At 74.5% G+C, this 24,992-nt stretch carries 21 protein-coding genes; 13 read left to right on the plus strand and 8 right to left on the minus strand.

The window, feature by feature from the left end:
• Window positions 1–140 precede the first annotated feature (140 nt).
• The 3 genes from DEJ43_RS31390 (at window position 141) to DEJ43_RS31400 (ending at window position 4,378) form a co-directional block, all read left to right on the plus strand.
• Window positions 141–920, plus strand: a complete 780-nt coding sequence (locus tag DEJ43_RS31390; protein WP_015037452.1) for an ABC transporter ATP-binding protein — start codon at window positions 141–143, stop codon at window positions 918–920.
• Window positions 920–3,481: an FtsX-like permease family protein gene (locus DEJ43_RS31395; RefSeq protein WP_181399403.1), complete on the plus strand. Its 2,562-nt coding sequence runs from the start codon at window positions 920–922 to the stop codon at window positions 3,479–3,481. The genes DEJ43_RS31390 and DEJ43_RS31395 overlap by 1 nt, the downstream gene beginning before the upstream one ends.
• A gap of 81 nt (window positions 3,482–3,562) precedes the next feature.
• A complete protein-coding gene (locus DEJ43_RS31400) occupies window positions 3,563–4,378 on the plus strand; it encodes a 4'-phosphopantetheinyl transferase family protein (protein ID WP_015037454.1) in 816 nt (271 codons plus the stop codon).
• A gap of 1 nt (window position 4,379) precedes the next feature.
• Here DEJ43_RS31400 and DEJ43_RS38385 read toward each other — a convergent pair whose 3' ends face one another.
• Window positions 4,380–6,812 (minus strand): AfsR/SARP family transcriptional regulator, encoded by a 2,433-nt coding sequence (locus DEJ43_RS38385; RefSeq protein WP_233448007.1) that lies wholly within the window; start codon window positions 6,810–6,812, stop codon window positions 4,380–4,382.
• 244 nt (window positions 6,813–7,056) lie between these two features.
• Between DEJ43_RS38385 and DEJ43_RS31415 the strand changes: the two genes are divergently transcribed.
• Window positions 7,057–8,598, plus strand: a complete 1,542-nt coding sequence (locus DEJ43_RS31415; protein ID WP_015037458.1) for an NCS1 family nucleobase:cation symporter-1 — start codon at window positions 7,057–7,059, stop codon at window positions 8,596–8,598.
• Here the strand turns inward: DEJ43_RS31415 and DEJ43_RS31420 are convergent.
• The 3 genes from DEJ43_RS31420 to lplAB form a co-directional block, all read right to left on the minus strand.
• Window positions 8,552–9,364: a serine protease gene (locus tag DEJ43_RS31420; RefSeq protein WP_106433775.1), complete on the minus strand. Its 813-nt coding sequence runs from the start codon at window positions 9,362–9,364 to the stop codon at window positions 8,552–8,554. The genes DEJ43_RS31415 and DEJ43_RS31420 overlap by 47 nt on opposite strands.
• Window positions 9,365–9,518: 154 nt before the next feature.
• The gene (locus DEJ43_RS31425) at window positions 9,519–10,406 is read right to left on the minus strand and encodes a hypothetical protein (RefSeq protein ID WP_015037460.1); all 888 of its coding nucleotides are present in this window, start codon (window positions 10,404–10,406) and stop codon (window positions 9,519–9,521) included.
• A gap of 38 nt (window positions 10,407–10,444) precedes the next feature.
• Window positions 10,445–11,512 carry a lipoate-protein ligase LplAB gene (gene lplAB / locus DEJ43_RS31430; RefSeq protein WP_015037461.1) on the minus strand — a complete coding sequence of 356 codons (1,068 nt, stop codon included), beginning with the start codon at window positions 11,510–11,512 and terminating at the stop codon, window positions 10,445–10,447.
• 112 nt (window positions 11,513–11,624) lie between these two features.
• Here lplAB and DEJ43_RS31435 point away from each other — a divergent pair, with 112 nt between their 5' ends.
• From DEJ43_RS31435 to DEJ43_RS31460, 6 genes are all read left to right on the plus strand, one after another.
• The gene (locus tag DEJ43_RS31435) at window positions 11,625–12,461 is read left to right on the plus strand and encodes an inositol monophosphatase family protein (protein WP_015037462.1); all 837 of its coding nucleotides are present in this window, start codon (window positions 11,625–11,627) and stop codon (window positions 12,459–12,461) included.
• Window positions 12,462–12,606: 145 nt separating this feature from the next.
• Window positions 12,607–14,025 carry a phytoene desaturase family protein gene (locus tag DEJ43_RS31440; RefSeq protein WP_051026215.1) on the plus strand — a complete coding sequence of 473 codons (1,419 nt, stop codon included), beginning with the start codon at window positions 12,607–12,609 and terminating at the stop codon, window positions 14,023–14,025.
• An 18-nt stretch (window positions 14,026–14,043) separates the two neighbouring features.
• Window positions 14,044–14,664: an L-threonylcarbamoyladenylate synthase gene (locus DEJ43_RS31445; RefSeq protein WP_015037464.1), complete on the plus strand. Its 621-nt coding sequence runs from the start codon at window positions 14,044–14,046 to the stop codon at window positions 14,662–14,664.
• A gap of 125 nt (window positions 14,665–14,789) precedes the next feature.
• A complete protein-coding gene (locus tag DEJ43_RS31450; RefSeq protein WP_015037465.1) occupies window positions 14,790–15,557 on the plus strand; it encodes a metallophosphoesterase in 768 nt (255 codons plus the stop codon).
• A gap of 113 nt (window positions 15,558–15,670) precedes the next feature.
• The gene (locus DEJ43_RS31455; protein ID WP_041663087.1) at window positions 15,671–17,155 is read left to right on the plus strand and encodes a DNA-3-methyladenine glycosylase 2; all 1,485 of its coding nucleotides are present in this window, start codon (window positions 15,671–15,673) and stop codon (window positions 17,153–17,155) included.
• A 6-nt stretch (window positions 17,156–17,161) separates the two neighbouring features.
• Window positions 17,162–17,665, plus strand: a complete 504-nt coding sequence (locus tag DEJ43_RS31460; protein ID WP_015037467.1) for a methylated-DNA--[protein]-cysteine S-methyltransferase — start codon at window positions 17,162–17,164, stop codon at window positions 17,663–17,665.
• Between the two features lie 33 nt (window positions 17,666–17,698).
• Here DEJ43_RS31460 and DEJ43_RS31465 read toward each other — a convergent pair whose 3' ends face one another.
• Window positions 17,699–18,442 carry an SIR2 family NAD-dependent protein deacylase gene (locus DEJ43_RS31465; RefSeq protein ID WP_015037468.1) on the minus strand — a complete coding sequence of 248 codons (744 nt, stop codon included), beginning with the start codon at window positions 18,440–18,442 and terminating at the stop codon, window positions 17,699–17,701.
• A gap of 63 nt (window positions 18,443–18,505) precedes the next feature.
• Between DEJ43_RS31465 and DEJ43_RS31470 the strand changes: the two genes are divergently transcribed.
• Together DEJ43_RS31470 and DEJ43_RS37660 are read left to right on the plus strand one after the other, a co-directional pair.
• On the plus strand, window positions 18,506–18,709 hold the full coding sequence (locus DEJ43_RS31470) for a type II toxin-antitoxin system VapB family antitoxin (protein WP_015037469.1): 204 nt from the start codon (window positions 18,506–18,508) through the stop codon (window positions 18,707–18,709).
• Between the two features lie 116 nt (window positions 18,710–18,825).
• Complete coding sequence (locus DEJ43_RS37660; protein WP_015037470.1) at window positions 18,826–18,987, plus strand: hypothetical protein; 162 nt, start codon at window positions 18,826–18,828, stop codon at window positions 18,985–18,987.
• A gap of 128 nt (window positions 18,988–19,115) precedes the next feature.
• On the opposite strand, the gene DEJ43_RS31475 is transcribed toward DEJ43_RS37660, so the two are convergent.
• Window positions 19,116–20,201, minus strand: coding sequence for an ADP-ribosylglycohydrolase family protein (locus DEJ43_RS31475; RefSeq protein WP_015037471.1), 1,086 nt, complete (start codon window positions 20,199–20,201; stop codon window positions 19,116–19,118).
• A 70-nt stretch (window positions 20,202–20,271) separates the two neighbouring features.
• Window positions 20,272–21,978, minus strand: coding sequence for a BCCT family transporter (locus DEJ43_RS31480; protein WP_015037472.1), 1,707 nt, complete (start codon window positions 21,976–21,978; stop codon window positions 20,272–20,274).
• A 112-nt stretch (window positions 21,979–22,090) separates the two neighbouring features.
• Between DEJ43_RS31480 and DEJ43_RS31485 the strand changes: the two genes are divergently transcribed.
• Window positions 22,091–23,242 (plus strand): glycerate kinase, encoded by a 1,152-nt coding sequence (locus DEJ43_RS31485; protein ID WP_015037473.1) that lies wholly within the window; start codon window positions 22,091–22,093, stop codon window positions 23,240–23,242.
• Window positions 23,243–23,641: 399 nt separating this feature from the next.
• Here DEJ43_RS31485 and DEJ43_RS31490 read toward each other — a convergent pair whose 3' ends face one another.
• Window positions 23,642–24,841 carry a PucR family transcriptional regulator gene (locus DEJ43_RS31490; protein WP_015037474.1) on the minus strand — a complete coding sequence of 400 codons (1,200 nt, stop codon included), beginning with the start codon at window positions 24,839–24,841 and terminating at the stop codon, window positions 23,642–23,644.
• Between the last annotated feature and the right edge of the window lie 151 nt (window positions 24,842–24,992).

Here is a 24,992-nt window from a genome sequence, read left to right on the forward strand (position 1 = left end):
ATAGATCTCCGGGCGACGATCGTCCTTCCGTATGGGGGCGATATGGACGCGCGGCCGAGCATGGGGAACGTTCCCGCCGCCACGGGCGGAAGGGCATCCGACGTCCCCCTCTCACGAAGTCCTGGAAGGACCGGCCGCACATGAGCACCGAGACGAACACCCTCCGCCGCCAAGACGGCACCGGATCTCCCGGACCCGCCCTGCGCCTGGAAGCCGTCGTGAAGGAGTACGGCAAGGGCGGGCGCGCCGTACGGGCACTCGACGGGGTCACGGTCGGCATCGAGCGCGGCTCCTTCACGGCCGTCATGGGCCCCTCCGGCTCCGGCAAGTCGACCTTCCTGCACTGCGCCGCCGGCCTCGACCGGCCCACCGGCGGCGCCGCCCACATCGGTGACACCGCGCTGGCGGGGATGAACGAGACCCGGCTGACCGAGCTGCGCCGCAAGCGCGTCGGCTTCGTCTTCCAGGCCTTCAACCTGATCCCGGCCCTGTCCGTGCGGGAGAACGTGGAGCTGCCGCTCCGGCTGGCCGGCGAACGGCTCGACCCCGCCTGGCTGGAGGAGATCCTGACCCGGGTGGGCCTGGCCGGCCGGGCCGGCCACCGTCCCGCCGAACTCTCCGGCGGCCAGCAGCAGCGCGTGGCCATCGCCCGCGCCCTGATCACCCGCCCCGACGTCATCTTCGGCGACGAACCCACCGGCGCCCTCGACACCGTCACCGCGAAGGAGATCCTCTCCCTGCTGCGGTCCTGCGTCGACACCACCGGCCAGACCGTCGTCATGGTCACCCACGATCCCGTCGCCGCCTCGTACGCCGACACCGTCCTCTTCCTCGCCGACGGCCGGATCGCCGACACGATGCGGGCACCGACCGCCGACCGCGTCGCCGACCGCATGACCCACCTGGGAGCGTGGGCCTGATGCTGCGGTACGCCTTCCGGACCCTGAGCGCCCGCAAAGGCGGGTTCATCGGCGCCTTCCTCGCCCTCTTCTGCGCGGCCGCGCTCGTCACCGCCTGCGGCGTCCTCCTGGAGACCGGCCTCAGGGGCACCATCGGCACCGAGCGGTACGCGGGCACCCCCGTGATCGTCGCCGCCGACCAGAACGTCCACCAGGTCACCGTCAAGAACAAGGGCGGGAAGACCAAGACCAAGGAGAAGTCCAAGCCGCTCGGCGAGCGGGTGTGGCTCCCCGCCGACACGGCCCGCACCCTCGGCGCGCTCCCCGGCGTACGCTCCGCGCTGCCCGAGACCACCTTCCCGGCGTACGCGGTCACCCCGCGGGGCGGGATCGTCCCGGGCGTCGACGGCAAACCCTCGTACGGCCACTCCTGGACCTCCGCCCCGCTGACCCCGTTCACTCTGACCGGCGGCGTCGCCCCGGCCCGCGCCGACGAGGTCGTCGTCGACCGCGAACTCGCCACCCGGGCCCGGATCGACATCGGAGCACGGCTGACCGTCCAGTCCACCGGCGCCCCCCGCGCCTACCGGGTGTCCGGCATCGCCGCGCCCGCCGGCGGCGACCTCGCGCAGCAGACCTCGCTGTTCTTCTCGGACGCCGAGGCCGAACGGCTCTCCGGCCGCCCCGGCCTCGTCGCCGCCGTCGGCGTGCTGCCCGAACCGGGCGTGTCCACGACCGACATCGAGGCCCGGGTCACCCAGGCCCTCGCCGGCACCACCGCCCAGGTCGTCACCGGCGGCGAGCGCGGCCCGGTCGAGTTCCTCGACGCCGCCAAGGCCCGGATCAAGCTGGTCTCCATGGGCGGCGCCATCGGCGGCACCTCGCTGCTCGTCGCGGTCCTCGTGGTCGTCGGCACCTTCGCCCTCACCGTCCAGCAGCGCCACCGCGAACTCGCCCTGCTGCGGGCCGTCGCCGCGACACCCAGGCAGGTGCGCCGGCTCATCGGCCGCGAGGCGCTCATCGTCGGCTTCCTCGCCGGTGTGCTCGGCTCCGTCGCCGGCCTGCCCCTCGCGTACTGGCTGCACGGCAGGTTCGTCGCCCTCGGGGCGATCCCGGAGACCCTCGGAGTCACCCTCAGCGTCTTCCCGCTCTTCGCCGCCCTCGGCGCCGCCCTGATCGGCGCCTGGACCGCGGCCAGGATCACCGCCCGCCGCACCGCCCGCATCCGCCCCGCCGAGGCCCTCGCCGAAGCGGCGGTGGAGCGGCGGAACACCGGCTGGGGCCGCCTCGGCGCCGGCGTCGCCTTCCTCGCGGGCGGCGCGGTGCTCCTCGCGGTCCTCACCGCACTGCGCACCGAACCCGCCTCCACCCCGGTGACCTTCCTGTCGGTCGTGGTGCTCGCCGTCGCGGTCGCGCTGCTCGGCCCGCTGATCGCACGCGTCGCGGTGACGGTCCTGGGCGTCCCGCTCCGGGCCTCCCGGGTCCGCGGCCACCTGGCCACCGCCAACGCCCGCGCCCACACCGGGCGCCTGGCCTCGGCCGTCACCCCGCTGGCCCTGCTCGTCGGCATGGCCTGCACGGTGCTCTTCGTCCAGACCACGATGGGCGGGGCGGCCACCGCGCAGGCCCGGGCGGGCAACAAGGCCGACTGGATCGTCGCCTCCGCCGGCCCCGGCGTGCCCGCAGGGGCCGCCGAGCGGCTCCGCGGGCTCCCCGGCGTCACGGCGGTGACGGAGGTCGTCCGCACCTCCGTCCGGGTGGGCCTGGAGAAGTACGCCGCCCAGGGCGTCTCCACGGACGGCCTGAGCCGCACCTGGGACCCGGGCGTCACCGGCGGCGCTCTCGACGGCTTCGGGGCGCGGAGCGTCGCGCTCAGCGAGGTCGCGGCCGACAGCCTCGGCAAGAAGCCGGGCGACCCGCTGAAGCTGACCCTCGGCGACGGGACGGAGACCGAACTGACCGTCGTGGCCGTCTACGCACGCGGCCTCGGCTTCGGTGACCTGACGATGTCCCACGCGCTCGTCTCGCGGCACGTCGACAACCCACTGGCCTCCTCGCTCCTCGTCACGACCGACGGGACCGCCGGACCCGGCCGGGACGAGCTCCGCGCGGCGCTCGGCGGCCTGCCCGGCGCCGTCGTGCTCGACCCCGGCCAGGTGGCCGAACTCCAGGCGGAGGTCCAGCAGTCCAACGCCGAGGTCAACTACGTCGCCATGGGCCTGATCATCGCCTTCACCGCCATCGCCGTGGTCAACACCCTGGCCGTGTCGGTCTCCGACCGCACCCGCGAGTTCGCCCTGCTCCGCCTCGTCGGCACCACGCGCCGCCAGGTGATGGGCATGCTCCGCATCGAGGCCGCAGTGGTCCTGCTGGTCGCGGCGGCCCTCGGCACGGGCATCGCGTACGCGGTGCTCACCGCGTTCAGCCTCGGCATGACGGGCTCGGCCTCGCCGTCCTTCGACGCCGCGACGTACGCGGGGGTGGTGGCCTTCGCCGCGGTCCTGACGTTCCTGGCGACGCTGCTGCCGGGCCGCCTGGCCCTGACGGGCCGGCCGGCCGACGTGATCGGCGCACGCCAGTAGCGGGGCGGAACGGCTGGGGGCGACCGCCCCCGGCCGTTCCGCCGTAGGCCCCCGACCCGGGGGCGGGAAGGAGGACCACCCATGGCGTCGGACGAGGAATCCGCGCGGGGAAGGCGGCACGGGCCGGACCGGGAGCCGGAACACCCGGCCGACCGGGAGCCGGACCGCGCGGCGGACGTCGTCCGGGTGCTCGGGGAGCGGGGAGAGGCCCACGTCTGGTGGTGGACGGCGCCGGAGTGCACCGACCCGGAGGACCTGCCCCTGCTGGACACCGAGGAGTTCCGGCGGGCGCTCGCCATCCCCGCAGAGCGGGACGCGGCCGCCTTCGTGCGTTCCCGCGCGATCGTACGCCGGGCACTCGGCGAGCTGTTCGGCCTCGACCCCCGGGACCTCGCCCTGGGCCGCCGCGCCTGCCCCGGCTGCGCGGACACCGGCCACGGACCGCCGCGGCTCGTCGTACCGGGCGTACCGCTCGTCCTCAGCGTGAGCCGTACGGCGGGACACGGGCTGCTCGCCCTCGGCGCGGGCGCCTCGATCGGCGTCGACGCCGAAGCCCTGCGGCCGGTCACGGACCGGCGGTTCGCCGATCCGGACCTCACCCCGGGGGAGCGGCGGCACCTCAGGGGGCTGCCGCCGGGCCCCGACCGGGACAGGGCCTACCTCCGGATCTGGACCCGCAAGGAGGCCGTGGCCAAGGCCACCGGTCTCGGCCTGTCCGGCACCGCGCTCGGGCGGCTCGACACCCGTCCCGCCGACCGGGGCCCGGTCCGGATCGCCACCTGGACCGTGGAGGACCTGCACCTCGTCGAGGGCGTCGTGGCCGCGCTGGCCCGCCCGGAGGGCCCGGCGGGCCACGGACCTGTCCACCACCACGCCTACGGCGACGACCGCACGTAGCTCAGCGCGCGGCGGCCCGGACCACCGGCTCACGCGGCGTCAGCGCGGCCGCGAGCAGTCGTACGAGCTCCCCGCGGCGGTACAGCGGCCTGCCGTCCCCGTCGAGCCCCGGCTGCGGGAGCAGCGCGCGCTCCACCAGGGCCTCCAGGGCGTCCTCCACCTCGTCCTCCGGCGCGCCGAGAACCTCCGCCGCCTCGCGCGCCGAGAAGGCCTCCGCGGCCCGGAAGGGCGCGGCAGGGCCGGCCAGCGCGGTCACCGTGTCCAGGGTCGTACGGTCCATGCGGCGCACCGAGCGCAGCAGCGACTCGCGGACGCTGACGTCGCCGTAGGCCAGCTCGTCCAGCCGGTCGTCCGGATCGGCGAGCCGGGCCGCCAGCCGTGCCACCGGCCAGTGCGGCCGGGCGGCGAGCCGGGCCCCCGCGGCGGACAGCGCCAGCGGGAGTCCCGCGCAGTACGTCACCAGCGCGCGGGTGGCGTCCGGTTCGGCGGCGAGGCGGTCCCCGCCGGCCAGCGAGCCGAGCAGCTCCCGGGCCTCCGGGTCGTCCAGGAGGGGCAGCGCGAGGGTGTCCGCGCCCGCCACCCGGGCCAGCCGGGTCTGGCCGGTGACCAGGACCGCGGCCTCGGCGGCGCCCGGCAGCAGCGGAGCCAGCTGCCGGTCGTCCACCGCGCCGTCGAGCACCAGCAGCAGCCGGGCACCCGAGGTGCGGGTCCGGTAGCGCCGTACCAGTTCCTCCAGGTCGTCGGGCGCGGCGGGCGGTGCGTCCCCGAGGGCCCGCAGCAGCCGGACCAGCACCTCGGCGGGGTCGCGCGGAGTGCCGTCCGGCCGGCAGAGCTCCACGTACAGCTGACCGTCGGGGAAGCGGGCGGCGCGGTCGTGCGCCGCGCGCACCGCGAGCGCGGTCTTGCCGGCCCCGGGCGGCCCGGCGATCAGGAGGCGCCGCGGCCGGCGGTCCTCCCGCCCCAACCGCTCGTGCAGCACGGCGAGTTCGGACCGCCGCCCGACGAACTCCCCGTAGGAGGAAGGCAACCCGGCCGGCACGACCCACCCGACACCGGCCACGACGACCGACGACGCGCCACCCCGATGGCCCGCGCCCGGGACCAACGAGGCCCCGGCCGCCGAGTACGGAACCGCCGAGGAGCGAACCACCGAGGCCCTGGCCGTCGAGGACGGGACCGCCGAGGAGCGGACCGCCGAGGACGGGCCCGTCGAGGCCCCGGCCACCGCGCCCGGGACCGCCGAGGAGCGGACCACCGAGGACGGGCCCGTCGAGGCCCCCGCCACCGCGCCTGGGACCGCCGAGGACTGGACGGTCGAGGCCCAGGCCGGCGAGGCCCCGGCCGCCGAGGCCCGGACCGCCGAGGCGTCGGCCGCCGAGGACGGGACCGCCGAGGAGCGGACTGCCGAGGACTGGACGGTCGAGGCCCAGGCCGGCGAGGCCCCGGCCCCCGAGGCGTCGGACGCCGAGGACGGGACCGCCGAGGAGCGGACCACCGTGCCCCGACCGCCCGTCCCGCGACCGCCCACGCCCCAACCGCCCGTGCCCCGGTCGCCCACGTCCCGACCGCCACTGCCCCGGTCGCCCGTGCCCCGCCCGCCCGTGCCCCGACCTCCCACGTCCCGCCCACCCGCGCCCCGACCGCCCGCGTCCCGGGCCGCGGCGACCCCGGCCGCCGCCCGGGGCGCCCGGGCGTCGCCCTGCCCGTCCCCCTTCAGCACCGACCGGTACGCCGAGCCGAGCGCCTCGCCGGGGTCCACCCCCAGCCGGTCCGCGAGGAGCGCGCGGCCCTCGTGGTAGGTGTGCAGCGCGTCGGCCTGCCGGCCGCAGCGGTAGAGCGCCGTCATCAACTGGGCCCGCAGCCGCTCCCGTACGGGGTGCTCGGCCACCAGGCCGGTCAGCTCGGCGACGGTCTCCTCCGGCCGGCCGAGGGCCAGCTCCGCCTCGATCCGGCTCTCCAGGGCGATCATCCGCGCCTCTTCCAGCCGCGGCAGCTCCGCGTCGATCAGCTCCTCCGTGGCGTTGGCCAGCGCCGTGCCCCGCCACAGCCCGAGCGCCTCGCGCAGCAGCGCCGCCGCGTCCTCGAAGCGCCGCTCGGCGAGGGCCGCGCGGCCCAGCGCGGAGAGCCGGGTGAACTCGGCCAGGTCGATCCGCGCGCCGGGCGCCCGCAGCACGTAGCCCGGCCGGCGCCGCACGATCTCGACCTCCTCGCCGAGGTGCTTGCGCAGCCTCGACATGTACGTGTAGATCTGCGCGTCCGCCGTGGCCGGCGGGTCGAAGGCCCACAGGAGCGCGGCGAGCCGGGTGTCGGAGACCACCCGGCCCTCCGCGAGCAGCAGCGCCGCCAGCACGGTGTGGACCTTGCTGCCGGAGAGCGGGACCGTGCCGCCGCCCGCCCGTTCGGCCTCGATCGGCCCGAGAAGCCGGAAGTCCATGAGCCCCCCTCTCCTGGCACACGCGTCCGTTCTGGACTCCGGAAAGTAATCGGCCGCCTTATCGGGCCGATATCGCCGAGCGAACCGGCCCCGGAGGGGGCGATATCGGCCACCGCGTCGCCGCTGCGACGCATGCGGCCGCGCTTCGCCGGGGAGACAGGGGAGGTGGTGTCACGGCGGCCACCACGGCAGTGACCGGGCCCCGTTCCGTCCTCCCCGCCGAACGAACGAAGGGCTGCCCCGTATGACCGCGACCGTCCCTCCAGGAAGACCCACCGGACCCGCCTCCCCCGCCGGACGGGTCGAACTGCCCCCCGGCGCCACTCCCGGCGACCCCCGCTTCGTGAACGAGGACCTGCTCCCCGTCCCGCTCGCCGGACGCCGCTGGACCACGTACAACTTCGCCGCCCTCTGGGTCGGCATGGCCCACAACATCCCGTCGTGGATGCTCGCTTCCGGTCTCGTCGCCCTGGGCATGGACTGGAAGCAGGCGGTCCTCACCATCGCCCTCGCGAACGTCGTCGTGCTGTTCCCGATGCTGCTCACCGGGCACGCGGGACCCAAGTACGGCATCCCCTTCCCCGTGCTCGCCCGCGCCTCCTTCGGGCTGCGCGGCGCGAACCTGCCCGCCCTCGTGCGGGCCGGGGTCGCCTGCGCCTGGTTCGGCATCCAGACGTGGATCGGCGGCCAGGGCGTCTTCGTCCTGCTCGACAAGGTCTTCGGCGGCGGCTGGGCGGACGTGCCGAGGGTCGGCGGCCAGCCGTGGACGCTCTGGCTCTGTTTCGTCCTGTTCTGGGCGCTCGAACTCGCCATCATCTACCGGGGGATGGAGGCGCTGCGCCGCTTCGAGAACTGGGCGGCGCCGTTCGTCATCGTCGGCGCGCTCGTCCTGCTCGGCTGGGTCGCCGCCAAGGCGGGCGGCCTCGGGCCGCTGCTCGACCAGCCGTCGAAGCTCGGCTGGGGCGCCGACTTCTGGCCGGTCTTCTTCCCCGCCCTCATGGGCATGATCGCCTTCTGGGCGACCCTCAGCCTCAACATCCCGGACTTCACCCGCTTCGGCGCCGGACAGCGTTCCCAAGTCCTGGGGCAGAGCCTGGGGTTGCCCACCACCATGACCTTGTTCGCGCTCCTCTCGGTGCTGGTCACCTCCGGTTCGCAGGCCGTGTACGGGGCGCCCGTCTGGGACCCGGTGGCGCTCGCGGCGAAGACGGACAACGTCTTCGGTCTGCTCTTCGCCCTGGTGACGGTGCTCGTGGCGACCCTCTCGGTGAACATCGCCGCCAACGTCGTCTCCCCGGCGTACGACCTCGCCAACCTCGCCCCGAGACTGATCGACTTCCGTACGGGCGCGCTGATCACCGGCGTCGTCGGCGTCCTCGTCATGCCGTGGAAGCTGACCGCCACCCCCGAGCTGTACATCTTCACCTGGCTCGGCCTCGTCGGCGGTCTCCTCGGGACGGTCGCCGGCATCCTCATCGCCGACTACTGGCTCGTCCGCCGCACCGTCCTCGACCTGGCCGGGCTCTACCGGGCCGACGGACCCTACTGGTACCGGCGCGGCTGGAACCCGGCGGCCGTGCTCGCCTTCGCGGTCGGCGGGGTCCTCGCCGTCGGCGGCTCCCACTCCGCCCCGGGCACCGGCCCCTTCCCCGAGGACGGACTGATCCCCGTCCTGAAACCCCTGTCCGACTACGGCTGGGCGGTGGGCCTGGCCGCCGCGCTGCTCCTCTACACGGCCCTCATGAAGCGCGGGGGAGCCGGCCGGCGGTCCGCTCGATCCAGCTGAGGTAGGAGCGCACGCGGGTGTTCACGGCGGGAGTGTCGGTGGCGCACTCCTTGCCGTAGGACACCAGACCGACGACGTAGGGCCGTCCCCGCAGCGTCCGGACCAGGGGGCCGCCGGAGTCGTACTGACAGGTGTCCCGGCCGGGGGCGTACGTGCAGATCTGGCTGGGCACGACCTGCGCCATGCCCCGGCTCGCGCAGGCCGAGTTGCTCATGGTGGTGAGCGCCACGGTCCGCAGGACGTCGGAGGTGCGGCCGCCGAACGAGGTCGTGCCCCAGCCCGGTGCCTCCACCCGGGCGGGCTCGGAGCCGCCGGGGGCGGCGGGGGTGGGCAGGCCGATCGGGCGCACGTCACGGTTGAGGGCGACGGGGGCGGCGAGCTCGACGAGGGCGATGTCGTTGCGCTGGGTCTCCGGGTCGTACTCCGGGTGCGGGAAGAACCGGGCGGGTGGGGCGAGGACCGCGTGCGGGCTGTCGGACCCGGTCGTCAGGTCGTGGTCGCCGAGCAGCACGCCCACGCGCGACGGGCTGCTGTACGAGCCGGTCAGGCAGTGCGCCGCGGTAAGCACGTACCGGTCGCCGATCAGTGCCCCGCCGCACATGACCCGCCGCTCCAGCACGTCCACGAGGCCCGCCATGAAGGGGTACTGGTGGGGCCGCGCCTCCTGCCCGCCGACGACCGCCCCCGCGGGCGGCGCGACCCCGAGGGGGCTCACCGCGAGCACCGCGCCCGCGACCGTCGCCATGAGCCTGTTCGCCCGTCCCACCTGATCTCCGTACTGTCGACGCCGGGTTCCCGGCCGAGGGGTGCGGAGACGTTTCCGCACGTCCTCCCGCGCCGGTCCCGGCCCGCGTGGGCTCAACGACGCCGACGGGATACGGTCACCTGACCCCGCGGCCGGACCGGTGACCGACGGGCGATCAGCGGTCGACGTCCGGCGCCCAGCCGGAGACGTACGAGGCCGCCGCCGCGTCCCAGGCGCCGGCGCCGCCCGGGAACGGCCAGGCCAGGGTGCGGTCGTACCCGCCGATGATCGCGGTCAGGTCGTCGGCGAGACTGCGGCTCAGGTGCGCGATCCGCGACGCGGCGAGCGGCCCCTCCAGGGCGGCGACCCGCTTCTGATACTCCTCCACGGGACGGGCGGAGAGCCGCGCCACCCACGGGTCGTCCACGACCGCCCGCGCAAGGATCAGCACCTTGGGGCGCCCGCCCTCCGCGAGCGCCGCCGTCACGCGGTCGTGACCGTCGAGCACGACGGGGGAGTGGAGCCCGCTGATCCACCAGGCGAACACCGGCGGCAGCACACCCTCCCGGTACTGCCGGCGGTACGCCTTCACCCGCGGCGCCTCAGGGACCGACAGCGCCCGCAGCGGCAGCAGATCCCGCGCGTCCTCCACCGGATCCCCGTATCCGAACCAGGTCAGATGCCCCCGGTCCGGGTCGTGGGCCAGGAGTGTGGGCCAGTTGACGGCCTTGAACCACCGGTGGACGTCCGGGAGCAGCAGCCAGTCGCCCGCGTGGAGCGGCCCCTCGGCGGCCCCGCGCAGCTCCGCCTCCGCGTGCGCGGCCCAGCGCTTCCACCACTCCGCCTCTCCCGGCTCCGCGAACTCCGCGACCGCACGCGCCCGTTCGGCCCGGAGCGGGGCGAGCGGGGAGACGTACCGGCCGGTGCGCGCGTAGTGCAGGCCACAGTGGGTGGCCCGCTGCCGGGCGAAGAGCACGGGGGCGTGACCCTGCATCAGGACCAGCCGCCGCCCGTCGGCGCACTCCATCCGCAACCCCGGCTTCACCGGCCCCTCGACACGCATGGGGCAACCCTAGCCAGCCCCTGGCCCCCGGGCGCCGGCTACGGCACCCGCGCAGTCCACTCCGCCGTGCCGAACTTCGACACCGCCAGCTGCTTCGCCCGCGTCAGCTCGTCCTCCGTGAGATGGCCCTCGGACAGGCCGTACCGGCCCCGGAAGGAGGCGATCATCCGCTCGATCACCGTCTCGCGCGGCAGGCCCGTCTGCCGCCGCAGCGGGTCCACCCGCTTCTTCGCGCTCTTCGTGCCCTTGTCGGACAGCTTCTCGCGGCCGATCCGCAGCACCTCCGTCATCTTGTCCGCGTCGATGTCGTACGCCATCGTCACGTGGTGCAGCACCGCCCCGGCGCCCGTCACGATCCGCTTCTGCGCCGCGCCCGCGATCTTCCCGGCGTCGGTGGCGATGTCGTTGAGCGGCTGGTACCAGGCCCGGACGCCCATGTCGCCGAGGGCGCCGAGCACCCAGTCGTCGAGATAGGCGTAGCTGTCGGTGAACGACAGGCCCTGCACGAGGGCGTCGGGCACGGAGAGCGAGTACGTGATCGTGTTGCCCGGTTCGATGAACATCGCCCCGCCGCCGCTGATCCGCCGCACCACCTGGATGCCGTGCCGCTCCGCCGCCTCCGCGTCGACCTCGTTGCGCAGGGACTGGAAGCTGCCGATGACCACGGCGGGGGCGCCCCACTCCCAGACCCGCAGGGTCGGCGGCCGGCGGCCGGCGGCGACCTCGGCCGTGACGACCTCGTCGAGCGCCATGTGCAGGGCGGGGGACTGCGGCGGCTCGTGGATCAGCTGCCAGTCGTAGTCGGTCCAGTCGGTGGCGTGGGCGAGCGCCCGGCGGACCGCGACCCCGACGCCCTCCGCGGTCAGGCCGAACATCCGAGTGCCCGGCGGCAGCGCCGCGTCGATCCGCGCCGCGAGCCCGGCGGCGTCCGTGTCGACGGGCGCGCCTTCCAGGGCGCGGTCGATCGCCAGGATCGCCTCGTCCGGCTCCAGGAAGAAGTCGCCCGCGACCCGGACGTTCCGCAGGACCCCGTCCTCCGCGTCGAGGTCGACGACCACGAGCTTTCCGCCCGGGACCTTGTACTCACCGTGGTACGCGCCGTGCACGGAACCCTCCCTGCATGTAAGGGGTGAACTCGGCCAAAGGGTACTCCCCGGGGAAACGGACGGTGACGAAAGCGAAGGTCCGGTTGTCAGCCCCGCGTGCTTAGCTGGACACATGAGCGAAGAGTTCCTTGAGCACGTCCTCGGCGGCCGTACGACCGAGGTGGAGGAGGCGGTCCGCAAGGCGGCGGCCGTCGAGATCATGCCGCGCTTCCGGCAGCTCGCCGCCGACGACATCGTCGAGAAGAACGGCCCGCACGACCTGGTCACCGTCGCCGACCGGGCCGCCGAGGCCCACCTCACGGCCTCCCTGACCGCGCTGCTGCCCGGTTCGGTGGTCGTCGGGGAGGAGGCCGTCCACGCCGACCCCGCCGTGTACGACGCGCTGCGCGGCGACGCGCCCGTCTGGATCGTCGACCCCGTCGACGGCACCCGCCAGTTCGTCCACGGCGACCCCGCCTTCTGCACCCTCGTCGCCCTCGCCCGGCACGGCGAGCTGCTCGCCTCCTGGACGTTCGCGCCCGCGCTCGACGCGTTCGCCACCGCGGTCCGCGGCCGCGGCGCCACGCTCAACGGCCTTCCCCTGCGCTCCGGTTCACCCGCCGCGGGCGCGCCGATCGAGGTCGCCACCTCCCACCCCGACTACACCACCCCGGACCAGAAGGCCGCCCTGCTCGGCCTGGTCACCGAGGGGGTGAACCCCAGGCCGTGCGGCTCCGCCGGCCTGGAGTACCTGGCCGTCGCGCGCGGCACCCTCGACGCCACCGCCTTCTCCTGGGAGTACGCCTGGGACCACGCCGCCGGACTGCTCCTGGTCACCGAGGCGGGCGGCGCGCACACGACCCTCGCGGGCGAGCCCTTCCGCATCACCGGGGGGAACGCGCTGCCGTTCACGGCGGCCCGGGACGCGGCGACCGCCGAACGCGTCCGCGGCCTCCTCGGGGGACGGTGACGGCAGTGCCCCGGGGCCGCCTCGGCGGGCACGCCGGCCCGGCCCCGTCACGGCGCCCGGCCCGCACCCCGGGCGGCGACCGCCCCGGCCTATCCTGGGAGCCTTGGCCATCGGCTGACGACGAAGGAGTCCGAAGGTGTCGAAGGTGACGTCCATGCTCGATGCCGTCGTCGTGGGCGCGGGGCCCAACGGACTGACCGCCGCCGTCGAACTGGCCCGCCGCGGCCTCTCCGTGGCCGTCTTCGAGGCGAAGCCGACCGTCGGCGGGGGCGCCAGGACCCAGGAGCTCACCCTCCCCGGCTTCCGCCACGACCCCTGCTCGGCCGTGCACCCCCTAGGCGCGGGTTCGCCGGTCTTCGGGACGATGCCGCTGAAGCGGTACGGACTCGAGTGGCTCCACCCCGAACTGCCCATGGCCCACCCCTGGGACGACGGCACCGCCGCGGTCCTCGCCCGTTCCGTCGCCGAGACCGCCGCCTCCTTCGGGCCGCGCGACGCGGGGACGTACCGCAGACTCGTCGCCCCGTTCGCCGGCAAGTGGGACACCCTGGCGCGGGACTTCATGCAGCTGCCGCTCACCGCGCTGCCCCGCGACCCGGTCACCCTCGCGCGCTTCGGGCTCACCGGCCTCCCGCCGTCCACCTGGCTCATGCGGAGGTTCCAGGACGAGAAGGCCCGCGCCCTGTTCGCCGGACTCGTCGGCCATGTCATCGCGCCGCTCGGCGGCTTCGCCACCGGAGCCGTCGGCCTGGTCTTCGCGCTCGCCGCCCACGCCGTCGGCTGGCCGCTGCCCCGGGGCGGCTCGCAGTCCCTCTCCGACGCCCTCACCGCGTACCTCAAGGACCTCGGCGGCGCCGTCCACACCGACTTCGAGGTCAAGCGCCTCGACGACCTGCCGCCCGCCCGCGCCTACGTCTTCGACACCTCGCCCACCGCCCTGGCCCGGATCGCCGGCTTCGGCGCCCACTACGACCACTACCGGTACGGCGCGAGCGTCTTCAAGATCGACTACGCGCTCGACGGCCCCGTCCCGTGGACCGCCGAGGCCGCCCGCCGCGCCGGGACGGTCCAGATCGGCCCCACCGCCCGCGACATCGACACCGCCCTGCGCCAGGCCTCCTCCGGCACCGCGCCCGGCGCGCCCTTCCTCATCACCGCCCAGCCCAGCCTCGTCGACCCCTCCCGCGCCCCCGACGGCAAGCACGTGTTCTGGGCGTACGGCCATGTGCCCAACGGCTGGCGCGGCGACCTCACCGACGCGATGGAGCGCCAGATCGAGCGCTTCGCCCCCGGCTTCCGCGACCGCGTCCTCGCCCGCGCCACCGCAGGACCGCCCGAACTCGCCGCCCACAACGCCAACTACGTCGGCGGCGACATCGCGTGCGGCGCCGCCCGCGGCCTCCAGCTCCTGCTGCGCCCCACCCTGTCGCTGCGGCCGTACGCCACCCCGCACCCCGCGGTCTTCCTCTGCTCCTCCGCCACCCCGCCCGGCCCCGGCGTGCACGGCATGTCCGGCCACAACGCGGCGAAGGCGGTCTGGCGCCGTCTGCGCGCCTCCGGCTGAAAAATTAGACTGCCTCTCATGGCGAAGTACTTCGACGTGCACCCCGACAACCCCCAGCCGCGCACCATCGGCACGGTGGCCGACAGCATCCGGAACGGGGCGCTCGTCGCGTACCCGACCGACTCCTGCTACGCGCTGGGCACCCGACTCGGCAGCCGGGACGGCATCAGCCGCATCCGGACCATCCGCGACCTCGACGACCGGCACCACTTCACGCTCATGTGCCAGAACTTCGCCCAGCTGGGCCAGCTCGTGCACATCGACAACGACGTCTTCCGCGCGGTCAAGGCCGCCACCCCCGGCGCGTACACCTTCATCCTGCCCGCGACCAAGGAAGTGCCGCGGCAGCTCCTGCACCCCAAGAAGAAGACGGTCGGCGTCCGCATCCCCGACCACGTCGTCACCCAGGCGCTCCTCGCCGACCTCGGCGAACCGCTGCTCTCCAGCACCCTGCTGCTGCCCGACGAGACGGAGCCGCTGACCCAGGGCTGGGAGATCAAGGAACGCCTCGACCACCAGGTCGACGCGGTGCTCGACTCCGGCGACTGCGGCACCGAACCCACCACGGTCGTCGACTTCTCCAGCGGCGAGCCCGAGATCCTGCGCCGAGGGGCGGGCGACACCACCCGCTTCGAGTAGCCCGCACGCCCCGCCCCCGGCGGGGCGGGCCACCGGTCGGCGATCGGCCCTTACGACCGGACCACGATCACCGTACGGTCGGACGGCACCCAGCCGCCCGTGAGACCGACGGAGGACCGAGCCACGTGATCGTCATCGCCCATGTCAGCGACATCCATGTCGACGGGGAACCGCGCAGCGTCGACCGCACCCGCGCCGTCCTGCGGTACCTGGAGGAGCTGCCGTACGACCTGGCGGCGGTCCTCGTCACCGGAGACATCGCCGACCACGGCAGCCCGGACGAGTACGCAGTCGTACGGGAGCTCCTCAGCTCCCGGCACCCGCTGCTCGTCTGCCCCGGGAACCACGACGACCGGGCCGCCTTCCGGGCCGGCCTCCTCGACCCGGCCACCGGGGACGACGACCGCCCCGGCGCCCCCGTCAACCAGCTGCTCCGGGGCGAGGGCTTCGTCGTCGCCCTCTGCGACTCCTCCGTCCCCGGCAAGGACGAGGGCTTCCTCGAGGACGAGACCCTGGAGTGGCTGGACGGCGTCCTCACCGGCACCCCGCACGAGGTACCCGTGCTCGTCGCCTTCCACCACCCGCCCGTCCCGCTGCACACCCCGTACGTGGACGCGGTCCGGCAGTTCGGCGAGGAGCGGCTCGCCGCGCTCGCCGACCGCCACCCCCACCTCGCCGCCTTCCTCGCCGGCCACGCCCACACCGCCGCCGCCACGACCTTCGCGGGCCGCCCGCTGCTCGTCGCACCCGGGGTCGTCTCGGCGATCCGCCTCCCCTGGGAGCGCCCGGACACCCACCCGCACGTCCACCTCGACCTGCCGCCCGCGCTCGCCTTCCACGTCCTCGACGAGGACGGCCGGCTCACCACCCACTACCGGACCGTGCCGGTCTGACGGCGGGACGCCCACGACGGCACCCGACGGGCAGGACCCGACATGGACGTCGGCGGACGTCCATGTCGTTTTCTCGCCAGCCCGGGCGCCCCTCCGTGCCCGATCCTGGACTCATGCACACCGACACCGAGCGCTGCGTACGGGCCGTCCAGTCCAAGGACGCCCGCTTCGACGGCGTGTTCTTCACCGCCGTCCGCACCACCCGGATCTACTGCCGCCCCAGCTGCCCGGTCGTCCCGCCCAAGCCCGAGAACATGGAGTTCCACGCCAGCGCCGCCTCCTGCCAGCGCGCCGGATTCCGGGCCTGCAAGCGGTGCCGCCCCGACACCAGCCCCGGCTCACCCGAGTGGAACGTCCGGGCCGACGCCGTCGCCCGCGCCGTCCGGCTCATCCAGGACGGGGTCGTCGACCGGGAGGGCGTCCCCGGGCTCGCCCGGCGGCTCGGCTGGTCCACCCGCCAGATCGAACGCCAGCTCCTCGCCGAACTCGGCGCCGGACCCCTCGCCCTGGCCCGCGCCCAGCGCGCCCAGACCGCCCGGGTCCTCATCGAGACGACCCCGATGCCGCTCGGCGAGATCGCCTTCGCGGCCGGGTTCTCCTCCATCCGCACCTTCAACGACACCGTCCGCGAGGTCTTCGCCCTCACTCCCGGCGAGCTCCGCGCCCGCGCCGCCCGACCGGCCCCCGACCGGACACCCACCCCGGGCGTCATCAGCCTCCGGCTACCGTTCCGCGCCCCGCTGGAGCCCTCCAACCTCTTCGGCCACCTCGCCGCGACCGCCGTCCCCGGCGTGGAGGAGTGGCGCGACGGCGCCTACCGCAGGACCCTGCGCCTCCCGTACGGGCACGGCATCGTCGCCCTCGCCCCGCGCGCCGACCACATCGCCTGCCGACTCTCCCTCACCGACCCCCGCGACCTCACCCACGCCATCAGCCGCTGCCGCCGCCTCCTCGACCTCGACGCCGACCCCGTCGCCGTCGACGAGCGGCTGCGCGCCGACCCGCTGCTCGCACCGGTCGTCGACGAGGCGCCCGGCCGCCGGGTGCCCGGCACCGTCGACCCCGCCGAGTTCGCCGTCCGCGCCGTCCTCGGCCAGCAGGTCTCCACCGCCGCCGCCCGCACCCACGCCGCCCGGCTCGTCACCGCGCACGGCACCCCGGTCGACGACCCCGAGGGCGGCCTGACCCACCTCTTCCCGGGCCCCGACGCGCTCGCCGCCCTCGACCCCGAAACCCTGGCGCTGCCGCGCAGCCGCCGCACCACCCTCCTCACCCTCGTCCGGGCCCTCGCCGACGGAACGCTCTCCCTCGGCCCCGCCGGCGACCGCGAGGAGACCCGGGCCCGGCTGCTCGCCCTGCCCGGGTTCGGCCCCTGGACCACCGAGATCATCGCCATGCGGGCCCTCGGCGACCCCGACGCCTTCCTCCCCGGCGACCTGGGCGTCCGGCGGGCCGCCGCGGGACTCGGACTGCCGGGCACCCCGGCCGCCCTCACCGCCCGCGCGGCCCACTGGCGCCCCTGGCGCGCCTACGCCGTCCAGTACCTCTGGGCGACCGACGACCACCCGATCAACCTCCTGCCCAGCGAAGGACACTGAACCGCCATGGCTCCCACCGTCCGTCACACCGTCGTGGACAGCCCGTACGAGCCGCTGACCCTCGTCGCCGTCGACGGCGTCCTCAGCCGCGTCCACATGACGGGGCAGCGCCACCGCCCGCCCGAGGAGACCTTCGGCGAGCCCGACCCGCGCCCCTTCGGCGAGGCGATCCGCCAGCTCGACGCCTACTTCGCCGGTGAACTCACCGAGTTCGACCTGCCGTTGCACCTCGTCGGCACCGACTTCCAGCTCCGCGTCTGGGCGGAACTCCGCCGCATCCCGTACGGGGAGACCCGGACGTACGGCGAACTCGCCGAGCTCCTCGGCAGCCCCGGCGCCTCCCGTGCCGTCGGCCTCGCCAACGGCAAGAACCCGGTCAGCGTCATCGTGCCCTGTCACCGGGTGATCGGAGCGGGCGGCGGCCTCACCGGCTACGGCGGCGGCCTCGACCGCAAACAGCGGCTGCTCGCCTTCGAATCGGGCACGGCGGAACCGGCCGCCCTGTTCTAGGGGGCGTCCCGCCGATCAGGCCGGGCCCGCCGATCAGGCCGGGCTCGCGGGCCCGGTCTTGCGGAGCCGGTCGAGGAGCGCCGGCAGGGCCGTGCCGATCGGTTCGCGCACCACCTCGTCGGCCACGGGGTCGTACGGGGTGGGCTCGGCGTTCACGATGATCAGCCGGGTCCCGTGCTCGGCCGCGATGCCCGCGAGGGAGGCCGCGGGCTGGACCTGGAGGCTGCTGCCGACCACCACGAACACCTCGGTGGCCTTGGCGATCGCCATGGCGTCGCCGAGCACCACCGGATCGAGCCGCTGCCCGAACATCACCGTCGCTGACTTCAGGATCCCGCCGCACACCCGGCACGCCGGGTCGTCCTCACCGGCCCGTACGCGGTCGAGCGCCTCCGCCATCGACGACCGGGCGTGGCAGGCCGTGCACACCACCGACCGTGCCGAGCCGTGGAGTTCGAGGACCTTCCGCGCGGGCACACCGGCGGCCTGGTGCAGCCCGTCCACGTTCTGCGTGATCACCCGCAGCGCGTGGCCGCCGGTCCGCTCGAACGCCGCGATCGCGTGATGGGCCCCGTTCGGCTCGGCGCTCAGGACCGGGCCGTCGAGCCGCATCCGCCACGAGCGGCGGCGGATCTCCGGGTCGGACATGTACGGCCCGTAGGTGACCAGCCGCTCGGCCTCGGGGTCCCGCCGCCAGACGCCGTTGGGCCCCCGGTAGTCGGGGATGCCGGAGTCCGTCGAGATACCGGCTCCGCTGAGGATCGCGACCATCGTCATGAGACGAGCCTAGGGATCACCGATCCGCCCCGCGAACGGGTTTACGGGTGTTACGTTCCCGCCATGGCCAAGGTGAACATCACGCTCGACGCCGAGCTCGTCGTGGAAGTCATGGTGCTGGCGGGGATCGGGAACCCCCAGGACGCGGTCGAGGCCGTCGTCCGCGACTACATCGCGCGCGGACACCGCACCGAGGCCCGAACCGCCAGCCGCGACGAGGCCGGACGCACCGGCGAGATGCTCCCGCCGGAACCCCCGCAGGGCTGACGACGTACACCCACCGGCCCGACCACACCCACCCCCCGGCACCTGTTCCAGGCCGTGTATCGAAAGTGGATCAGGCTTCGCTCGGTTCCTCGAACACGACGAGTAGGCTCGTAGGCATGGGAATTGACTGGGAGAACATACTCGACGCAAGCGGTAACGGCCTCGACGACGCCTACGACAGCGCGGTCTCCGCGGCCGTCTACAGCGATGACCCGGGGGATGACCGTCAGCCACTCCCGATCGGCGAAGAGCTCGACGACACCGACGGCTTGCGCTGAACTGAGGAAACGCCCCGGCACGCCGCGGCGTTTCGCCATCAGGTCAGGGGTCGGTCAAGTGGCAGAGAGCGGACGGGCCGGAGCGGGACATCACCCCGCCCGGCCTGTCCGTGCTTTCGATACCCGCCCTAGGAGCCGGCCGGGGGAGGGCCCGTCTCCTCGGCCAACCGCACGGTCCGTTCGGCCAGTTCGCCGATCCGGGCCCCGCCGAAGCCGAACACCGCGCTGTCCACCCGGTCCCGCAGCGGCTCCTTCCACCGCGGCGGAATCGCGGCGGCCCCGCACATCACCCCCGCCACCGAACCGGCCGTCGCGCCGTTGGAGTCGGTGTCCAGGCCGCCCCGCACGGTCAGCGCGATCGTGCGGGTGAAGTCGCCCTCCCCGTACAGGAGTCCGGCGGTCAGCACGGCCGCGTTGGGGACGGTGTGGATCCAGCCGAGCCCCGCCGTCCGCTCGGCCTGCGTGGTCAGCGTCGCGTCCCGGTCGAGGCCCGCCTCGTGCAGCGCGATCGTGTCCCGGACGGTCCTGGCGAGCCGGCAGCTCGCCGGAATCCGCTCCAGGGACGTCTCCAGCGCGGACCGCACGTCCGGCGCGGTGAAGGCCGCCGCGATCAGCGCCGCCGCCCACATCGCCCCGTACACCCCGTTCCCCGTGTGCGAGAGCACCGCGTCCCTGCGGGCCAGCGAGGCGGCCCGGCGCGGATCGCCGGGCGAGGTCCACCCGTACACGTCGGCCCTGATCAGCGCACCGATCCACTCCTGGTACGGATTGTCGTACGTGGCCGTCAGCGGCGGTCGCAGCCCGTTCGCGAGGTTCCGGTAGGCGACCCGCTCGGCCGTGAAGGTCTGCAGGTACGGCAGCCGCAGCAGCCACTCCTGGCCCACCTGCTCGGTCGAGAAGCCGAAGCCGTACGTCTCAAGGAGATGCAGCCCGAGGATCGACCAGTCGACGTCGTCGTCCCGGCAGCTGCCGTCGACACCGCCGCGCACGCACCGCTCCCACTCGGGCCGCAGCACGAAACCCGAGGCGCCGGGCGGCGGCGGAGGCAGATAGTCCGTGAGCGGCAGCGCGTCCGTCAGGCGCAGATAGGCGTCGATGCGCTCCCGCGTCCAGTGCTCCCCCTGCTCGACGGGCTTGCCCAGCATGTTCCCGGCGATCCGGCCCGTCCAGCCGCCCAGGACGCGGTCCGCGAGTTCGCCGTGCGTGAGACCCATACCTCCGGTGTACCGAACCAGGGGGCCGCCCGCGCGCCGGGGCGACTGCCGTGCCACGCGGGTCGGACCGTCAGCCCGGCGGGGTGCCCTCCGGCGGCTCCGGGTCCGTGCGGGCCTTCGCCGCCCGGCGCAGCCGATGGTGCCGTGACCCGCCCTGCTCGGTGATCGCCTCGCCGACCAGCGCCCGCACCGCGTCCCCAAGCCCGTGCAGGGCGTGGTGCCGGGCCGGACCCGCCCCCGGATCCTCCCGCAGCTCCTTCAGAAGCGCCCAGCACAGCGCCAGCATCACCACCACGAACGGCAGTGCCACCAGGATCGTCGCCGTCTGGAGCGAGTTCAGACCGCCCACCACGAGCAGCGCCGCCGCCACCGCGGCCATCAGCACGCCCCAGGCCACCACCAGCCACGTCGGCGGGTGCAGCGAACCCCGGCTGGTCAGCGAGCCCATCACCAGCGAGGCCGAATCCGCGCTGGTCACGAAGTACGTCATCACCAGGATCATGGCGATCACCGAGGTCACCGTGCCGATCGGCAGCGCCTCCAGCATCGCGAACAGCGAGGCCTCCGCCCCGTCCTTCACTGCCGTGGCCAGGTCCGCCGCGCCCGTCGACTCCAGCCGGATCGCCGTACCGCCCATCACACAGAACCACACCACCGTCGCGCCCGACGGCACGAGCAGCACACCCACCAGGAACTCCCTGATCGTCCGCCCGCGCGAGATCCGGGCGATGAAGGTGCCGACGAACGGCGCCCAGGACAGCCACCACGCCCAGTAGAAGATCGTCCAGGCCCCCAGCCAGTCACGGTCCGTGAAGGCCCCCGTCCGGCTCGCCATCGGCAGCAGCTCGTGCAGATAGCCGCCGACCGCGGCCGGGATCGTGTCCAGGACGTAGACCGTCGGCCCCAGCAGGAAGACGAACAGCATCAGACAGGCCGCGAGGACGATGTTCAGCGTGGACAGCCACTTCACGCCCTTGTGGAGGCCCGAAAACGCCGACAGGACGAACGCCGCCGACAGCGACACGATGATCACCAGCTGCGTGGCCGTCGAGTTCTCCACGTCCATCGTCAGGTTCAGCCCCTCGGCGACCTGGAGCGCCCCCAGCCCCAGACTCGTCGCCGTACCGAACACCGTCGCGAACACCGCGAGCAGATCGATCGCCTTGCCCGGCCAGGAATCCGCCCGGCGCGCCCCCATCAACGGCACGAACGCCGAGCTCAGCCGGTTCCCTCGACCCTTGCGGAAACCCGCGTACGCGAGGGCGAGACCCGCGATGCCGTAGATCGCCCACGGGGTCAGCGTCCAGTGGAAGAACGAGTACTCCAACGCCGTACGGGCCGCCGGACCCGTCCCCGCCGGGACCCCGCTCGCCGGGGGAGGGCTCAGGAAGTGCGTGAGCGGCTCCCCGACCCCGTAGAACATCAGACCGATGCCCATGCCGGCGCTGAACATCATCGCGATCCACGCCAGGTTCGTGAACTCCGGCTCCGAGTCGTCCGCGCCCAGCCGGATCCGGCCGAACCGGCTCAGCGCGATCACCACGCACAGCACCAGGAAGGTGTCCGCGGCCACCACGAACAGCCAGGCGAAGTTGGCGAGCACCCACCGCAGGGCCGAAGACGAGGCACTGTCGAAGGACTCCTCACCGAGAGCCGCCCAGGCCACCACGGCGACGACCGCCGCCATCCCGATCCCGATGACCTTGCCGTCGGGCGCGTCCCGTTCCCGCCGCTCCTGCTGTTCCTGGGGGGTCCGACCGACCGGTTCCGTGCTCATGTGACCCCACTATGGTGCGAAATATCCGCCGATCCGGGGGTGGCACGCCGTCCGGCGGTACGGATAGGGTCGGCCTCGGCGCGACTGCACGTTCGAAAGCAAGGGATGCAAGGTGACGGACGGGGCAGCAACTCAGGTCGCACACGTGCTCGTGGCGGCCGACAAGTTCAAGGGCTCGCTCACGGCCGTACAGGTCGCGGAGCGGGTCACAGCAGGACTGCGACGGGTCGTCCCGGACCTCACGGTGGAGACGCTCCCCGTCGCGGACGGCGGCGACGGCACCGTCGCGGCGGCCGTCGCGGCCGGATTCGAACGACGCGAGGTCCAGGTGACCGGACCCCTCGGCGAACCGGTCACCGCGGCGTTCGCGCTGCGCGACGGCACCGCGGTCGTCGAGATGGCGGAGGCCTCCGGCCTCCAGCTCCTCCCGCCCGGCGTGTTCGCCCCCCTCACCGCGACCACGTACGGCTCCGGAGAGCTCCTCCGCGCCGCGCTCGACGCCGGCGCGACCACCCTCGTCTTCGGCGTCGGCGGCAGCGCCACCACCGACGGCGGCGCCGGCATGCTCGCCGCACTCGGCGCGCGTTTCCTCGACGCGTCCGGGGAACCGGTGGGCCCCGGCGGCGCGCCCCTCGCCGACCTCGCCACGGCCGACCTCAGCGGGCTCGACCCCCGCTTCGCCTCGGTCGACCTGATCCTCGCGAGCGACGTCGACAACCCGCTCACCGGGCCCAAGGGCGCCCCCGCCGTCTACGGCCCGCAGAAGGGCGCCACCCCGGACGACGTCCGGACCCTCGACGCGGCCCTCGCCCACTTCGCCACCGTCCTGGAGAAGGCCGTCGGCCCCCGGGCCGCCGAGGCGGCGGTCGCCCCCGGCGCCGGCGGCGCGGGCGGCATCGGCTACGGCGCGCTCATCCTCGGCGCGAGCTTCCGTCCCGGCATCGAGCTGATGCTGGAGGTCCTCGGCTTCGCCCCCGCCCTGGCCCGGGCGACCCTGGTCATCACCGGCGAGGGCTCCCTCGACGAGCAGACCCTCCACGGGAAGGCGCCCGCGGGGGTCGCGGCGGCGGCGCGTGCGGCCGGCAAGGAGGTCGTCGCGGTCTGCGGCCGCCTGGCCCTTCCGCCGGAGGCCCTGGGCGCGGCGGGCATCCGCCGCGCGTACCCCCTGACGGCCCTGGAGCCGGACCCCACCAAGTCCATGCCCAACGCGGGCCCCCTCCTGGAAGAAGTAGCCGCCAACATCGCCAGGGACTTCCTCCAGTAGCCCCCGCGCCCCCCGTTGTGGGCATTCGTTCCGCTGGGGCGGAACGGGTGGGCACAACGGACGGCGCCCCTTGCCGGGCCTAGGCTTTCGCTCCTGAACCCGCACCCCTGGTGCGGCGCGCTGCTCGGTGCGGGTCCAGGCACAAGGGGCGGAGGCGCCGCCAAGCGCGCCGTCCCGTGTGCCCACCCGTCCCGCCCTGCGGGACGATTGCCCACACGGCGGGGCGGGGCCCGGCGCCCACGCGGCGGCGGCCGTGGGCCCACACCGGGCGGGCCCGGTCCACACGGGGGCGGGGCCGGCCCACACGCGGCGGGCCGGCCCACACGGCGGCGGGCGCGGGCCCACACGGCGGGCGCGGGCCCCCGTGGGGGTGGGCGCCGTCCAGGCGGGTCCGGGGTGCTACGCCGGGCGCGTCAAGCGGAAGGCGTCGAGTGCCAGGGTCATCTCCGTGAGGTCCCGTGGTCGCGACAGCGACCTCGCCGTCAGCTGCTCCAACCGCCGCAGCCGGTTGAACACCGTATTCCGGTGGCAGTACAGCCGCCCGGCCGCCCGCCCCGCCGACCCCTCGCACTCCAGCCACGCGTCTAGCGTCTCCAGCAGCACCGCCCGGTCGGCCGGGTCGAGCTCGAGGAGTCCGCCGAGGACGTCGGAGACCAGCAGGCCGGCCATCTCCGGCTGGGCGACGACCAGCGCGCCGGCCATCCGCCGGTCGAGCCGGACGATCTCGCGGCTGCCCGGCGGGCAGGTCCGCAGGGCGAGTTCCGCGAGCCGCCGCGCGCGGCCCAGTTCGGTCAGGCCGACCACGACGGGGCTGATCCCGCCGGGCCCCGGGCACCGCCCGTCGAGGAGTTCGGACAGCGCGTCGAGTCCGGTGTCGCCGGCGAGCGCCACCACGCCCAGTTCGCAGTCCGCGCCCATCCGCCACAGGAACCGCACGCCTTCGCCCTGCACCTGCCGGTGGAACGGTTCCCGTTCCTCCCGCCGGTCGTAGCGCAGTACCACCACCGCGTACCGCCCCTGCTCGGGCAGGTCGAGGCCGGCCGCGGCCCTGGACACCAGTTCCGGTGAGCGCTGGCCTTGGAGCAGCGCGTCGAGGAGTGCCTGGAGCTGTTCGTCGGTGCGCCGGCGCAGTTCGAGCTCGGTCGTCCGGTACGCCTCCGACGCCGTGTCGGCCTGCGCGTCCACCGCCGACCACACCGTCGTCGCCGACTGCATCAGCGCCGCGAGCTGCGCCGTGTCCGTTCCCGCGCCTTCGATCAGCGCGTCCCACACCAGGTGTCCGGCGTGCCGGTAGGCGTGGACGACGAGTTCGAGCGGCATGCCCTGCGCGGCCCGCCGCCGGCCCATCTCGTCGGCGTGTTCCAGGTCGCGCCGGGGCGAGTTCCGCGGCGCGGAGATCATTTCGATCCCGATCCGCATCGCCTCGCGGGCCTCCTGCCAGTGCTGGTCGTACGGCAGGATCCGCCCGTAGGCGGGCTCGTACGCGTGGAGTTCCCTCAGATGCTCGTCGACCAGCTCCGGTACCCGTTCCAGAAGCGCGGTGCACGCCTGTGCGAGCACCTTCCAGTCGTCACCGGTCCGCCGTCTGCGCCGTCCCATGCCGGGAGGATCCACCGCCCGGGGCCCCCGCGCACAGCCCTGACGCGCAGCGTTGTGCGCATGCACAGCCCGTCGGCGCGGCTGCTGGTCACCGGCAGCGTTTCGGCCGCGGGCCGTGGACGCGCGGTCCGGCGCGGTGCTGGGGTGAGCG

The organism is Streptomyces venezuelae ATCC 10712, assembly GCF_008639165.1.
Lineage (GTDB): Bacteria > Actinomycetota > Actinomycetes > Streptomycetales > Streptomycetaceae > Streptomyces > Streptomyces venezuelae.